Annotated in this window: 12 protein-coding genes; 10 read left to right on the forward strand and 2 right to left on the reverse strand. The window is 55.6% G+C overall.

The genetic code is table 11. From position 1 onward, the window contains the following. The first annotated feature begins 81 nt into the window (after window positions 1-81). Window positions 82-795 (forward strand): hypothetical protein, encoded by a 714-nt coding sequence (locus ISO4_RS06405; RefSeq protein ID WP_194855570.1) that lies wholly within the window; start codon window positions 82-84, stop codon window positions 793-795. 22 nt (window positions 796-817) lie between these two features. Further along, on the forward strand, window positions 818-1,093 hold the full coding sequence (locus ISO4_RS06410) for a hypothetical protein (RefSeq protein WP_194855571.1): 276 nt from the start codon (window positions 818-820) through the stop codon (window positions 1,091-1,093). A gap of 84 nt (window positions 1,094-1,177) precedes the next feature. On the opposite strand, the gene ISO4_RS06415 is transcribed toward ISO4_RS06410, so the two are convergent. After that, window positions 1,178-1,723 (reverse strand): hypothetical protein, encoded by a 546-nt coding sequence (locus ISO4_RS06415; RefSeq protein WP_194855572.1) that lies wholly within the window; start codon window positions 1,721-1,723, stop codon window positions 1,178-1,180. A gap of 457 nt (window positions 1,724-2,180) precedes the next feature. Between ISO4_RS06415 and ISO4_RS06420 the strand changes: the two genes are divergently transcribed. After that, window positions 2,181-2,435, forward strand: coding sequence for a hypothetical protein (locus ISO4_RS06420; protein ID WP_194855573.1), 255 nt, complete (start codon window positions 2,181-2,183; stop codon window positions 2,433-2,435). Next, window positions 2,432-3,058, forward strand: coding sequence for a hypothetical protein (locus tag ISO4_RS06425; RefSeq protein WP_194855574.1), 627 nt, complete (start codon window positions 2,432-2,434; stop codon window positions 3,056-3,058). The genes ISO4_RS06420 and ISO4_RS06425 overlap by 4 nt, the downstream gene beginning before the upstream one ends. 213 nt (window positions 3,059-3,271) lie before the next feature. Here the strand turns inward: ISO4_RS06425 and ISO4_RS06430 are convergent, their stop codons facing one another. Continuing rightward, complete coding sequence (locus tag ISO4_RS06430) at window positions 3,272-4,162, reverse strand: helix-turn-helix transcriptional regulator (RefSeq protein WP_194855575.1); 891 nt, start codon at window positions 4,160-4,162, stop codon at window positions 3,272-3,274. 161 nt (window positions 4,163-4,323) lie between these two features. Here ISO4_RS06430 and ISO4_RS06435 point away from each other — a divergent pair, with 161 nt between their 5' ends. The 6 genes from ISO4_RS06435 to ISO4_RS06460 all read left to right on the forward strand — a co-directional run bounded on the left by ISO4_RS06435 (window position 4,324) and on the right by ISO4_RS06460 (window position 14,513). Beyond that, window positions 4,324-5,136 carry a DUF6694 family lipoprotein gene (locus ISO4_RS06435; RefSeq protein WP_194855576.1) on the forward strand — a complete coding sequence of 271 codons (813 nt, stop codon included), beginning with the start codon at window positions 4,324-4,326 and terminating at the stop codon, window positions 5,134-5,136. 224 nt (window positions 5,137-5,360) lie between these two features. Beyond that, window positions 5,361-5,945, forward strand: coding sequence for a DUF1819 family protein (locus ISO4_RS06440; protein WP_194855577.1), 585 nt, complete (start codon window positions 5,361-5,363; stop codon window positions 5,943-5,945). Between the two features lie 13 nt (window positions 5,946-5,958). After that, window positions 5,959-6,531: a DUF1788 domain-containing protein gene (locus ISO4_RS06445; protein ID WP_194855578.1), complete on the forward strand. Its 573-nt coding sequence runs from the start codon at window positions 5,959-5,961 to the stop codon at window positions 6,529-6,531. 29 nt (window positions 6,532-6,560) lie between these two features. Next, on the forward strand, window positions 6,561-10,139 hold the full coding sequence (brxC, locus tag ISO4_RS06450; RefSeq protein ID WP_194855579.1) for a BREX system P-loop protein BrxC: 3,579 nt from the start codon (window positions 6,561-6,563) through the stop codon (window positions 10,137-10,139). A 23-nt stretch (window positions 10,140-10,162) separates the two neighbouring features. Continuing rightward, window positions 10,163-13,717, forward strand: a complete 3,555-nt coding sequence (gene pglX, locus ISO4_RS06455; RefSeq protein ID WP_194855580.1) for a BREX-1 system adenine-specific DNA-methyltransferase PglX — start codon at window positions 10,163-10,165, stop codon at window positions 13,715-13,717. Next, window positions 13,710-14,513, forward strand: coding sequence for a hypothetical protein (locus tag ISO4_RS06460; RefSeq protein WP_194855581.1), 804 nt, complete (start codon window positions 13,710-13,712; stop codon window positions 14,511-14,513). The genes pglX and ISO4_RS06460 overlap by 8 nt, the downstream gene beginning before the upstream one ends. Window positions 14,514-14,539 lie beyond the last annotated feature (26 nt).

Raw genomic sequence — 14,539 nt, forward strand, 5'->3', positions numbered from 1 at the left:
TCCTGGGCGAAAAGATATGTTTGCAATGTATCAAAGATAGATATATTGTGAATGTATCTTAACTGCTCGGGAAGCATTCCAATGTTTGACGAATTGTTGTTCAAGGTCGATGGCATCTTTACGGCGGACGATCTGGTAAACGCCGTTGATGCTGGCTTTCAACACATGGAGGAGACCGGTTACTTCACTAAAAGCGTGCCTTCGAGAGATCAACTTCTGGCTGCTCATTCGTACGCCTTCGGCGGCGAGCTCCCTCCTCAAGGTGATGACAAACCTTCGCTTTTCCCTGGGTGGCACATGGACGACTGGCTGAGCGATGCGCTCAAGTTCGTCGGTGTTCTCGAGCCCCTGATCGAGCTCAGCGGTGGTCCTGGCGAGCACCAATCCCTCCTTCTACAGACCATCTGCGGCCTTTATGCCCGGGCGAAGCTGGACTGCTGGCTCGCCGGCAATCCTATGGAACTGCCAGACCATCCGCGAGGGGCCATCTTTCCACTGCCTGGATTCAACCTGGATTTGGATGAGATGAACTCGCTATCAGTGCTCGGCCTGCCGGAAGAAGATCTTTCGATCCGCGAAGTGGCGCTGTTGGCGGGGCTTAGTGAAATCACCGTGAGAAATGCCGCCTCTCCATCCCGTGGTGAAGAGTTGACGCTCCGGCGGACCAGTTATCAGGGCCGCGTTGGTAGCCGTTCAAGAAGCATGAGTCGCTCGGTGGCATCACCAAGAGATGCGTTGACCTACCTGCTAAAGCAGAAACGTTTTACGCCTACCCACTCGTCCAACGAATCATAATCAGGTCTTAAAGGAGATAGTCATGAAGAAGTTGCTGCGATCCGTCGAGGGTGCAAACCGTTCAGGCAAGAAGTGCCACCCCGTTTCACTTCGAGATGGGCGCTATGTGATCTATGCCGGACCGACCACCCGCGACACGGTAAAGGTGACGGAAAGCGAGCTGATAGAGATGCTGGAAGCCGGGCTTTTGGATGACAAAGGCACTATCCGCATGGCGCAGGCGGACGGTAGTCCAGCTTATGCACCCGGTGCGTTAAGGCCCTTGCGTGTTCACGGAGTGAGATTTTCAGCGATGTGAATAGATCTTGCTTAGGTGTATACCTTTATCTGGTGGGCGCATTCTGGCCCACCCTTTTTTTACTCATGACACGAAGACCGTTTTTTACTCTGAATCTAACTCATAAAGATCTAGCAGGTTCGGGTTTTCGTCGAGCCAACGATTGAAGCGAACCTTCAGGTCGTCAATATTCGGGTTGTCGACGCCTATCCATTCGCATCTCTGATAAACAGCGCGCTGATACGCCCCCCATATCCCGTACCGCCGCATGGAAAAACTCTTCTTCAGGCCCTGCTGCGCGGTCACCGTGATGTTCCAGTCTTGGGATTTGCCTCTTTGTACCGGCCGGATTCCGACCAGGCCGAATGGATTGGCCTCTGTTTTCTCGGTGAACAGCTTCAGAGGGCGCTGGTCACCCATGGCAGCTTTGACTTCTGGAAGCGTAAGTTGCTCGTCCCGCCAGGCTTTCGCGGCGGCAAAAGCAGCGTCTTTTCCGCCATGCTTCCGGTCTCTAAAATCTTTCCTTCTGAGCTTTCGCTTGCCTTCCGAGTCCAGGTGCGGGATGACACAGAACCAGAGTGCAGGGCTGTGCAATCTATAAAGGTATAAGAACGGGTGGATGTGGGGAGGGCGTTTAACTAGCCTGTCCATAGCTCTAACTTCCGTTGGATCGGTATGTTGTTCTTTTTCATGGGGGATTGCCGCGCATCGCCTCTATCGGGATAGAGGTGGCCTCTCGGGCCGGCCATGGTGGCGAAAAGCTATCAGACGATTGGAAAATGATCTAATGGGGATTGAGCAATAAACAGACCGAAAGGTCATGTTTATGCGGTATTTAGAAGGGAGGACTAATCCGCCATGGTGGTATTTCTTACCTTGCGACATCTGCTGCCGCCCGTTGTTGGTCGGCGCGTCATTGGAAGCTTCACCCGCAGGGGCTAGCAGATCTCCGTTATTGGCTAGTCGGTGGGGTTCTTCCCGGGGTGTGTTGCAAAAAGCGACATGTTAAGGTAGCCAGTATTGCCATGACGATAATGGCGTCATATCTTGAGAAGCTACAGACGCGTTGGGTCGAGTAAGGACTACCCTTTAATTGCGGGAGCGGCTTATGGAAGATCAAGAAATTTGGCAACGCATCTCTCGGGTGCTTTTTGACATCGATCCAATGGGGACCTGTTGTAAAGAAAATGATTGTTTCGAAGAATATGACGGGGTTGCGATGGCTGTAGCGGACCGGCTTGAACACGGACGTTCCTTAAAAGCGGCGGTGGTCGGTGCATTCGACGAATGCTTCGGCGCCGATCCGACCGCAGACGCGGGGCTGAATGAAGTGGTTAGTGCCTTGGAGGAAGTGATCACATGAGCTCGGGCATCGGGATTGAGCTATGCAGGCGAGTCGCCCGATATCAAGCTGACGACTTGCTAAAAGTGATGGGTTATGGTGCACCCACGCAGAAAAGCCGGCGTCGTTTGAAAAATGTGGTAGAGAACCCGGACCTGGGCTTGGGCAGTGGCAACTTCGACTTCAAGTATAGTGATCAGGCGTTTCTCAAAGCGCTGGGTGTTGTGTTGGGGCTTGATCAACGTGCGCTAACCGAACACATGGCGGCTATAATCGCCGAACAAGACGAGGAAAAAAAGGCATTCCGGCCTTATGTGTGGGTGGACACCGACTTCCAGCGCACGTCTCAGCCGGTCTTCGCCCTGGCGGCCTGTGAATCTCAGCGTTATCTAAGATTCGGGCGAGATTTCTGGCGTCTTCCGCTACATGATCAACTGCTACGCGCCCGGCGCCGTATCCGCTCCCACATTAGGGACACCGCCGGGGAGCTTGGTATTTGGGGAGCAATACAGCGTTATTGGTTTTTCCATAAAGAGGAGCAAGCCTTATTGTTGAGCCGAGACGGAAGGGTCATCGGCGAGCGCCATGGACCGGTACCGAGCCGTAGCAAACTGAGTCCAAGCGTGGAAGAGATCATCAGCTAACGTGGTTAACAGGTACGATGTTATCAGTGATATCCACCGCCACGTTACGCCCTGGTGAAGCTGGACCAAGCTGAGCATCAGGAACTAACGGCGCCTGGTGTCATCCGGAGATTCACGGCCGTTCCTGGTCAACCACGTTAATCGCGACTTACCAGCCCGGTCGCTTGTGTCCCAGCTCCGTGAACGCCCAGGTCTTGGGGGCGCTTAGAATTCTCAGTCCGACATTGTTGTCCAAATCTGAATTTCATTCGCGTTAGCCACCACGATTTGCTGCGCCTGCGGCGAGCGCTGTTCCGCCGGCAGATCCACGCGGAGTTGTTGCAACAGATAACTGACCAGGGCACCCCGAGTCTCAATCTTCAGTTGCTGGCGGACCATGCCGTAGTCTCTGGCGATCAACGCGCGCTGGGCGTCGTTGAGGCGCGGATCCGGCGTCAGGCGCACCGCCACCCGGGCACACCAGGCGGCATCGTCCTCGGCGCCGTGGTCTGCCGGCAGAACCAACTCCGGTCGATCGCTGATGCGGCTGAGCACGAAGTCCCGAAAGTCCCCGTTCTTCTCGCACCAGGCCCGCACATGCCAGCGGAAACCGGTATGCACCACGGTGTGCGGCTGGATCACCCTGAACTCGGGCTCCGGGTTCGCCAGCGACGCGTACTCGATCTCCACTCGCTTCTTTTCCCGGCAAGCCTGCAGTACCGGGCGCAACACCTCGGGACGCAGGTCCCGGGCCGGCGGCAGCAGCACCTCGGTATTGAGCTCCCGTACCGTTAACGATTCCAAGGAGCAGGCCAGGTCCTCCCGGGCATGCATCATCTGCAGGTATTCGTCCGCCACGCCCCGGGTGAACACTGGACGGAAGCCCTCGGCGGGGCGGTAGCCCTTGAGGAAGCGGTCGTACTCCAAGTTGCCAGGTCCATAGTCGGCCAGATAGGTGTTGATGTCCTTGCTGGCCTGCTGCCGGCCGATACCAAAGGCCCGCATCAGGTGATTGGTGGTCAGCCGTCCTTCCCAGAGGGCGATCACCTCAATCAGCCTGTAGCGCAATAACAGATCCCAGCGCAGCGGCCAGTCCGCTGCGTTTTTGCCCGCAGTCCGTGCCATGGATATGCTCCAAAACGCGATATGCGTCAAAAGGCGACGTGTTCATGTATTCAGTATCGACATGACAATAATAAGTAAATAGCCTTTGCGTGTCATCATGGACGAGACGAAAGCGGCAGGATGCCGCATCTGACTTAGGGAAAGGGGCGAAGGAGAAAACAATGAAAGTATATGCACTGTTGATGCTGGTCCTGGCGGCCATGGCCGTTACAGGCTGTTCTGATCCGACCATTGATGCCTCCAGTGAGGCCAAGATGAAAGAATCTGTGGCCAAGGTTCGGGAGTCATTGCCTGAGGTGAAGCGGTCAGACTTTGATCAGGCGGTTCAGTTGATCGCCTTTAGTCAGATCGACATGAAAAGCCTGTTTGCCAATGGGGGCGCCGATGCGGGAGATATGGAAGGCAAAATGCGAGAAGCCCTGAACGGCAAGACGGCAGAGCAGGTGCTGGCCCAGGCAGATAAAATCCAGGCCGAACGCAAGGCTCGGGAGAAAGAGCAGGCGCTGGCTGAAATCCGCGAACTCGTTGCCAAGCGGGAAAGGGCTGAGCAGGCAAAACAGCAGCTGAACAAATTCCAGGTGGTTCGCTCCCGCTTCTCTATGCGGGAAAGGCAATACCTTGGCGAGCAGCCGATCATTGAACTAACGGTCAAAAACGGCACGGATCAGGCCATCTCCCGTGCCTATTTCTCTGGCACGATTGCCAGCCCTGATAGGAGCGTACCCTGGCATGAAGACCAGTTCAATTACAGCATTTCCGGCGGCCTGGAGCCTGGTGAGGAAGCTACCTGGACGCTGGGACCGAACCGATTTTCTGACTGGGGCAAGGTGGATGCCCCTGCAGATGCCGTCTTTACCGTGATAGTGGAACAGCTGGACGGGCCCGATGGGGAGGCGCTTTATTCCACCAGAGACTTTAACGAGAGAGACCGGAAAAGACTGGCTGAGCTGAAAAAGCAATATGGTGTTGATTGAGTCGGCCTCCGGCTGAATCACAGACAGCCCGGTTCGGGCGGGGTAGGCAACGATGGTGGAATAATGATCGCAGTAGCGCCTCCTGCGTATGTCCCTCTGTGCGGGTTACAATCCGGGAGCCCAACGCTAAAATAGCAGTAAAATCGTGCGCTTGGGGAACGTGTCGCCAGCTCCGCCTTAAACCTCAGCAGTCATTGCTGCATCAACCCAGACAAGGAGCCCCATTGCTAGCCAATTTCACCAAGGCATCGCTGATTGTTCCTGAGACCCAGTCTGTTGCTCGCCTGTTGCTGGAGCGCCCGGATGCTAAGCGGTGGCGGCAGGCGGTCGAGGCAGAGAATATCCTTCAGGCGAAAACGGTTAATACCGCTAAAAGCTACGCCGACATAGCCCGCATGCGCCTGGAAACCATGGATGAGGATCTCTGGGAGATTGTCGCCAATGCAGAGCGTCCAGCGGCAACCCAGGCCGTCCTGGCCTGTGCGCTGAAATTTTCGCCGTTGCTGGCGGAGTTCATGCGTACCGCGTTAAGTGACGAGTACCGTCGAATGAGCTCCGGTCTGGAAGACCGTATCTGGCGAAGCTTCTTCGCAGACATGAGTCTCATCCACGCCAATCTGGCTGAAGTCTCTGAAGGCACCCAAACCAAGCTCAGGCAGAATGCCTACCGCATGCTGACCGAAGCCGGGTATCTGGCGAAGAACAAAGCGAAATCCTTGCAGCATGTGCGTGTGCTGCCAGAAGTCCGCAATTACCTGGCCGCACATGGCCATAACGACATTCTGTCTGCCATGGATTGCGCGCATTGAAAGGGAGGCCGGCGTGAATCGCCTAGACGAACGACTCAACAAAATACTGCCCACCCTGACCTCAGAGAAATTCAGGGAAAACCGGGGCCTGGGCAACGAAGTGCCGTTTTATGCATTCGACTACCCGGCAGAAAGTGAGGAGCAGGTGCGCGAGCATGTCGACTTCCTGGTCGCCCAACTCGCTAAATCCAAGCCGGCGCTGAAGGTTGCCCGCGTTCACTTGTTCCAGGTGTTGGTCGACATGCTCGAAGAGCGCAATTTCTACGACAAGGCCGTGAAGCTGCAAGCCGCGAAAGGTGGCGAGGCGTTGCTGAAACAGTTGAAGGGGCCGCTCAAGGCCGAAAAGGTAGCAGGTTTCATTACCGCAAAATGGCCGGCCGATGAGTACGACGCCTACCTGATCGATGGGGTCGGCAGCGCCTACCCCATCATCCGTACCCACAAATTACTCAACGTCTTGCAGCCTTACACCGGGTTAACGCCACTGGTGCTGTTCTTTCCGGGCAAATACGACGGTCAGTCGCTACGGCTGTTCGGTCAGCTGAGCGACACGCCGTATTATCGCGCTTTTCGGCTGGTCGATTGACGACAGAATATTAAATAGGGAGATAAAGCATGTCGATAGGGGATATGTTCGAGCGCAGCATCCAGCGCAGCATTAACGGCGTTATCAAGGCGGATCAGAAGGACGACGTCAACGTCTGGCAGGAGCTTGACGAATACGTAATCACCAAAGAGCTGGATGGCCACCTGCGCGGTTTTTTCGAGCGCTATCTCTCTGCCCTGGATAATCCCGCTGAGGCCAGCGGCAATGTGGGGGTCTGGGTATCCGGCTTCTTCGGCAGTGGTAAATCCCACTTCATCAAAATCCTTTCCTACCTGCTCGCCAATCGGCAGGTCAGCCAGGAAGGGCAAACCCGCAAAGCCCAGGACTTCTTTGAGGACAAAATCACCGATCCCATGCTGGCGGGAGACATTGCCCGCGCCATTACCGGCGATACCGACGTTCTGCTGTTCAACATCGATAGCAAAGCCGATGCCGATAACACCCGCGATGCCATCCTTAAGGTCTTCCTGAAAGTCTTCAATGAAATGCGTGGCTTCAGCCCCGACCACCCTCATATTGCCCGCCTGGAGCAGGAGCTGGAGGAGAAGGGGGCGTTCGACACCTTCAAAGCCGAATTCGAAAAAGCCGCCGACTCTCCCTGGTTGGATGAGCGTGACGGCTACACCTTCTACTCTGATGCCGTCGCCACCGCCTACAGCGCCGCGATGGGGCAAGCGGTATCAGATCCGGATGCCTGGTTGGAGCGCCTGGAGCGTGACTTCGACAACTGGCTCTCGGTCGAAAACGTCTGCAAGATGATCAAGGAATACTTGGAAAAATGCGGCAAACAACACCGCATCGTCTTTCTGGTGGACGAGATCGGCCAGTTCATTGGTGGCAACACCCAGTTGATGCTGAACCTGCAAACCATCACGGAAAACCTTGGCACCATCTGTGATGGCCGCGCTTGGGTCATTGTTACCTCCCAGGAAGATATCGACGCCGTTGTCGGTCAGCTCAAAGCCAGCAGCGCCAACGACTTCTCCAAAATTCAGGGGCGCTTCCGCACCCGGCTGTCTCTTTCCTCGGCCAATGTGGATGAGGTCATCCAAAAACGCTTGCTGAAAAAGCGCCCGGAAGCCGCAGACATCCTGCGCGAGCTATTCCGCAAAGAAGCGGACATCCTCAAAAACCAGCTCAGCTTCACCAACACCGGGCGCACCTTCAAGGCCTACGCTGATGAAGACGAATTCGCGGAGGTGTACCCCTTTGCGCCATACCAATTCACCCTCGTACAAAGCATTTTTGAATCCGTGCGTAAGGCTGGGGCCACCGGCTTGCACCTGGCGCGGGGGGAGCGCTCGCTGCTGGACGCCTTCCAATCTGCTGCCAAAGCGGTGGTAGAGCAGGAGCCGGGTATACTGGTGCCGCTGTACTGCTTTTACCCCTCCATCGAAAGCTTCCTTGAAGGGGTGGTGAAATCCACCATCGAAAATGCCGCAAAGAATCCCTCGCTGCAGGATTTCGACGTCAACGTGCTGCAAACCCTGTTCTTGATCCGCTATGTGGACGAGATCCCGGGCAATGTCGATAACCTCATTACCCTGTTTATCGACCAGATCGACGCCGACCGTCGGGGCCTGCGCACTCAAATCGAGGAAAGCCTGCAACGGCTGGAAGGGCAAACCCTAGTCAGCCGAAACGGCGATAATTTCTTCTTCCTTACCAACGAAGAGCGCGATATCAGCCGCGAGATCAAAGCGGTAGATCTTACCGCCGCAGAAGAAGCCAAGAAGCTCGGCGAGCTGATTTTTGAAGACCTGCTTGGCGGTATGCGCAAATTCCGCTTTACCGACAACGGCAACGACTTTGCCCTTAACCTCAGCTGTGACCAACACCCCTACGGCAATCGTAATGAGGGTGCGCTGAACCTCCAGGTCATCACCCCGTTGATTGACGACCGCGACGAATGGCGCGACGACAAAACCCTGATGCGCAGTACCGACGGCGACGGCCAGGTCATCTTGCGCCTGCCAGACGATAGCCAGCTGGCTATCGAGCTGCGCCAGTACATCCAGACCGACAAATACGTGATGAAGCGCACCGATGGCAGTCTTCCATCCACCGCCAGGCGTATCCTGCAAGACCGCGCCGATGAAAACCGTCAGCGCCGTGATCGCCTCAAAGTGACGCTGGAAAAGCTCCTGCAAAACGCCGTGGCGTTTTCCGCTGGTCACCAGCCAGACCTCAAAGCCTCCACCGCCCAGGCTATCGTCAATGAAGCCCTGCATGACCTGGTGCGCAACAGCTTCGGTAAGCTGGCCTATATCGAGCACCTCACCGGGGACCCCCAGGCCGAAATCAAGGCCCTGCTGGATGACCCGTCAACGCTGGCCCTGGATCTGGGCGAAGGCGAGACCGTCAACCCCCGCGCCCTGAAAGAAGTGCAGCAATACGTCGAGCTGGCCAGTGCCAGCCACCGCCAAATCATCCTGCATGATCTGGCCAACACCCACTTCGCCCGCCGCCCCTATGGCTGGTCGGAATGGGAAACCGTTTTGCTGGTTATCCGGCTGGTCAGGGCTGGGGACCTCAGCCTCAAGCTCAATCAAACCGTGTTGCCTATTGAGAAGGTCTACGAGCAGCTCAACCCGCCGTCGCGCTGGCGCTCCATTGAGGTCGAACGTCGCAAAGCCATTGGTAGTGGTGAGCTTCAGCAAGCCAGAAACCTCACCCGCGACATCTTTGGTAAACTGCCGCCTGAAGATGAAGACCGCCTCTATGCGGCCATCAAAGGCCACCTGCAACACTGGCAGCAAGACTTCAAGCAGTGGAGCACCCTCAGCAACACCGGCTACCCCGGTAAGTCCCTGGCGGATGAGGGCCTGGCCCTGTGCGACAAACTGCTGTCCGCGCCAGACAGCTATACGGCCATACAGCAGTTCACCGGCCACAAAGATGACCTGCTGGATACCGCCGATAACCATCAAGAGCTTGGCCATTTCTTCACCAACCAGAAGCCGGTCTGGGACAAGCTTATCAAGGCGCTGCGCGAGTTTGACCCCAACCGCCCCGCGCTGGAAAAAGACAACGGCGCCAAAACCGCGCTGCAACGGCTGGAAGCCATCCGCACGGCGCCATCGCCCTTTGGCCTGCTGCAAGAGGTGGAAGCCCTGGTCAGCAAAATCGACCAAGTGAACAGCGTGGAGATCGCCAGAGTGCGCACCCATGCGCTGGATTATATTGACAAACAAATTGCACGGGTCAGCGCCGATCTGGATGCCGCCAAGGCCGATGCGGATACCCGCAATCAAAGCCTGAACCCGCTTCAAACTCTGCGCCAACGCGCAGAAACGCAAACCAGCCTGGCTCACCTGCATCAGCTATCGACCCAGTCCACCGATGCGGCGGACGATGCCGTAGACGAACTAGCCAAAATCTCGGCCGAGGCGAAAAAGGTGGCAGAAGAAAAAGGCAAGTACTTGAGCGAACCCGTGCAAGCAGTAAAACCGGTCAAGCCGATACATGCCAGCAGGCTCACCAGCACCTATATCGAAGATGCTGAAAGCGCCGATAAATACCTGGAAGAGCTGCGTAAACAAATTATGGATGCACTGGCAAAAGACTGCCGGGTGCAAATCCGCTAGACATTGGGGAAGTGACCTAAAGCATGAACAAATCCGCCCTCAAAAAATACGCGCCCCAGGCGCGTCTCCATTTTATCGCTGCCGTCACGCGCCGTGCCGAGCTGCTGGGGCTGAACCCGGAAAGCCCCGCCAACGTCGAAAAGCAGGGCGATGCGCTGCTCATCAATGGCCGTGCCTTCCCGGCAGCCTACGGGAAAATGCGTACCACGCTGGAAGCCCGCATTCGTGAACAGGGATTTACGCAGGTCATGGAGGCGATGGCCTATACCTGGTTCAACCGCCTGGTTGCAGTCCGTTATATGGAGCTGCACGGCTTTCTGGATCATGGCTATCGGGTGCTCAGTCATCCTGCCAATAAAGACACCGGCCACACCCAGCCCGAGATCCTGGATCATATTGCAGACCTGGAATTGCCGGGGCTGGATAAGCCAGTCGCGCTGGAACTCAAACTGGCGGGCAATAAAGACGAAGAACTTTACCGCGAAGTGCTACTGGCCCAGTGCCATGCCCTGCATACCGCGATGCCCTTCCTGTTTGAATCACTGGATGATGCCACCGAACTGTTATTGCCCGACGGCCTGCTGCGCACCGATTCCATTCTGGGCAAGCTCGTCACCGCCATCGACGAGGCCGACTGGCAGGACGTGGAAATCATCGGCTGGCTCTACCAGTTCTACATCAGCGAAAAAAAGGATCAGGTCATCGGCAAGGTGGTGAAAAGCGAGGACATCCCCGCCGCCACCCAGCTCTTCACCCCCAACTGGATCGTCAAATACCTGGTACAGAACAGCCTCGGCCGCCTGTGGCTGATGGCCAACCCCACCAGCCAACTGGCCACCAAGTGGGAGTACTACATCAAGCCCGACGAGCAGACGGAGGAAGTCAACGCCCAGCTCGACGCGCTCATTCAGGCCCGCATAGACGAGGACGGCGCCACGCTAAACCCCGAATCCCTCACGCTGCTCGACCCGGCCTGTGGCTCCGGCCACATCCTGGTGGAAGCCTACGACCTGCTGCGCGACATCTATCTCGAACGCGGCTACCGCCGGCAGGACATCCCCCGGCTGATCCTCGAAAAGAACCTCTACGGCCTGGACATCGACGACCGTGCCGCCCAGCTCGCCGGCTTTGCGCTGCTGATGAAAGCGCGTGCCGATGATCGGCGCCTGTTTGGGCAGCCGGTGGCCTTGAATGTGCTGGCCTTGCAGGAGGCGAAGTCAGGCAGTGCCACGGAACTGCACAGTGCGTTGAATGCGCCGCAGGTCAGCGACACGACCGTGAGCCAGCTTGTAGAGTCCTTCGAACAGGCGAAGACTTTTGGCTCGCTGATTCAGATTTCCGCCGAACTGGCGAGTGCCTTGCCGGATTTGCGACGGGAGCTGGAAGCCGTTCTTGGTGGTGGTGACATGTTGGGGCGTGATGCGGCAGAAACACTACTGGGACTGGTGGAGCAGGCGGAGGTGCTGGCGATGCAGTTTGATGCGGTGGTGGCTAATCCTCCGTACATGGGCAACAAGTACCTCAACCCTAATCTGAAGAAACACCTCAAGGCTAAATACAAAGGTTACGAGAAGGATTTGTTCTCCGCATTCATGATCCGCGATTTGGCACTGACCAAGCCGGCAGGACAGCTTGGCTTCATGTCGCCCTTCGTCTGGATGTTCATCTCCAGTTACGAGGAACTGCGGCGGCACTTCATCGAGCGGAACACGCTGACCACACTGGTGCAGTTGGAATACTCAGGTTTTGCCGAGGCGACGGTGCCCATCTGTACCTTTACGCTATCGAAGGCACATGTCGAGAACTTCACCGGCTCCTACGTCCGGCTATCGGACTTCCGAGGCTCCGAGAATCAGGGGCCGAGGACACTGGAGGCCATTCGCAACCCGGATTGCGGCTGGTTCTATACCGCCAAACCGGATGATTTCAAGAAGATTCCGGGAAGCCCTGTGGCGTATTGGGTGGATCAGACCACGTTAAGTGCATTTCAGACTGGTACACCACTGCATGAGTTCGGAACTCCCCGGGCTGGGATGATCACGGGGAATAACGCGGATTTCGTCAGGCTATGGCACGAGGTCCCGCTCGATTCGTTTGGGTTGGGCTTCAAGGATCGCGATTCTGCTGCAGCCTCTGGAAAAAAATGGTTTCCCTATCAAAAAGGTGGCCAGTATAGAAAATGGTACGGAAACTACGAATACGTAGTCGACTGGGAGAAAGACGGCAACCGGCTCAGAACTACCAAAGACTCAAAAGGAAAAGTGCCGGCGCATGCGTTCAATGAAAAGTACATTTTCAAACCCAATGTGAATTGGTCAGCGATTACGTCGTCAGAGTTTTCATGTCGTGTTACCTTCGGTGGCTGCTTATTCGACGCATCGGGGTCCGCTGCTTTTCCTAAGGCTCAGTATGTGAGCATGCTGGCTGCATTCCTAAACAGCTCTACGGCAAAATCATTGCTCTATGCAATAAATCCGACCTTGAATTTTCAAGCGTGGAACATTGGAAACCTGCCAATTTCCACCAGCCTTGTAGAGAGAAAAGCGGAAATCGAAGAACTCGTGACTAAGGCAGTGGATTTGGCTAAAGCGGACTGGGATGCACGTGAATCATCCTGGGATTTTCAGAGATTGCCGCTTTGTTCTACGAATCATGCGTCATTGGCTTTAAGCGCCGTAGAAATTCAAAAGAATCAAGGATCCGCAATCGCTATTACTGCCGGTTTGGAGCAGGAGCTAAATCAGACTATTGCGGCGTGCTATGGCCTCAGCGAAGTTCAAGCTTTCGGTTCCAGCGAGAGAGTTACCATCTCCAGAAGTGGGGATGAGGAACTCGCCAAAGAGCTCGCTTCATACTCGATCGGTTGCATGATGGGCCGCTACAGCCTCGACGCCCCCGGCCTGATCTACGCCCACGCCGGCAACGAAGGCTTCGACCCCAGCCGCTACGAAACCTTCCCGGCCGACGATGACGGCATCGTCCCCATCACCGATGAAGCCTGGTTCGAGGATGACGGTGCCAACCGCATTCGCGAATTTGTCCGTGTCGTCTGGGGTGAAGAGACCGAAGCCGAGAACATGGCCTGGCTCGCCGAATCCTTGGGGCAAAAAGCCAGCGAATCCGCCGACGGCACCATCCGCCGCTACCTCAGCCGCGACTTCTACAAAGACCACCTGCAAACCTACAAAAAGCGACCCATCTACTGGCTGTTCAGCTCCGGCAAACACAAAGCCTTCGAAGCCCTCGTCTATCTGCACCGCTACAACGCCGGCACACTCTCCCGCATGCGCATGGAATACGTCGTCCCCCTGCAATCCCGTATGCAAGCCCGCATCGACAACCTGGAGCAGGACATCCAATCCTCCACCTCCAGCGCCGAGCAAAAACGCTTCCAGAAGAAAAAGGACGAGCTCATCAAACAACTCGACGAACTCCGCCGCTTCGACGAAAGCCTCCGCCACTACGCCGATCAGCGCATCACCCTGGATCTCGACGATGGCGTAAAGTTCAACTACGGAAAGTTTGGTGATCTGCTGGCTGAGGTGAAAGCCGTGACGGGGAAGAAGGCCGGTGACTGATCAAAGCAAGTTACCGGTAGAATATGAAGATAGGCTGCTGACATTTCTCGATCTCTGCGGCTTTAAAGGCGTTATCGATCAAACATTGGAAAATGATGGTGATTGGAGTGCTAACAAATTGTACTGGCTGCTCAAGGAGTTTACGGGAGACCTTCTTGAGTCGGTTGTTGTGGGCGGCGTTCCGACCTTGGGGATTGATGGGAGCAAGCAAGTCAAACCGATAGATGGCCTCGAAGGCCTAGCACAACAAAGAGAGTACAAAGAAAGCAAAGAATTATGGCCCATTTCTATCACGCATTTTTCTGATAGCTTTGTCATTTCAACCCCGGCTAGTAACAAAGGGTCTACGTATTTTCACTTTTCGCTCGTAAGAGCATTGGTTAGAGCATTTTTGCGTAAAGGCATCACTGTGCGCGGCGGTATGACAGTGGGTAAGGCTATTCATGAGTCACCGGGTGTTCTTTTTGGTCCGGCAATGAATAGGGCTTACGAACTTGAAAGCGGTTCATGCTTTGCTCTGTGGCCCAGAATTCTAATGGATAGCAATGCCCACTCAGTATTTATGGATGCTTTTCCCTCAGACGATCCATTGCGCCTCGTGGTTCAGAAGGCAGGGTACGGGTTTTGGCAAATAACACCGGCTTCCTGCGCCTTTTCTCAAGATTCGGCGGAGTCCGATGCGGAATTGCTTGGTAACCTCAAAATTCTTCACGATATACATAAAGAAGATTTGAAGCTTGGGCCTCGATACGCGGAGCTGTTGAAGAACTGGAATATCACTCACGAGCCAAATTAGTGATCCATGATAATAAAAGGATTTTG

The organism is Alloalcanivorax venustensis ISO4, assembly GCF_015356855.1.
GTDB classification, from domain to species: Bacteria; Pseudomonadota; Gammaproteobacteria; order Pseudomonadales; family Alcanivoracaceae; genus Alloalcanivorax; species Alloalcanivorax venustensis.

Bases quoted from the DNA above. Each gene is read 5' to 3' on its own strand.
- ISO4_RS06435 (WP_194855576.1), top strand. From the start codon at position 4,324: ATGAAAGTATATGCACTGTTGATGCTGGTCCTGGCGGCCATGGCCGTT.
- pglX (WP_194855580.1), top strand. From the start codon at position 10,163: ATGAACAAATCCGCCCTCAAAAAATACGCGCCCCAGGCGCGTCTCCAT.
- ISO4_RS06415 (WP_194855572.1), bottom strand. From the start codon at position 1,723: ATGGACAGGCTAGTTAAACGCCCTCCCCACATCCACCCGTTCTTATAC.
- ISO4_RS06425 (WP_194855574.1), top strand. From the start codon at position 2,432: ATGAGCTCGGGCATCGGGATTGAGCTATGCAGGCGAGTCGCCCGATAT.
- ISO4_RS06405 (WP_194855570.1), top strand. From the start codon at position 82: ATGTTTGACGAATTGTTGTTCAAGGTCGATGGCATCTTTACGGCGGAC.
- ISO4_RS06430 (WP_194855575.1), bottom strand. From the start codon at position 4,162: ATGGCACGGACTGCGGGCAAAAACGCAGCGGACTGGCCGCTGCGCTGG.
- ISO4_RS06410 (WP_194855571.1), top strand. From the start codon at position 818: ATGAAGAAGTTGCTGCGATCCGTCGAGGGTGCAAACCGTTCAGGCAAG.
- brxC (WP_194855579.1), top strand. From the start codon at position 6,561: ATGTCGATAGGGGATATGTTCGAGCGCAGCATCCAGCGCAGCATTAAC.
- ISO4_RS06420 (WP_194855573.1), top strand. From the start codon at position 2,181: ATGGAAGATCAAGAAATTTGGCAACGCATCTCTCGGGTGCTTTTTGAC.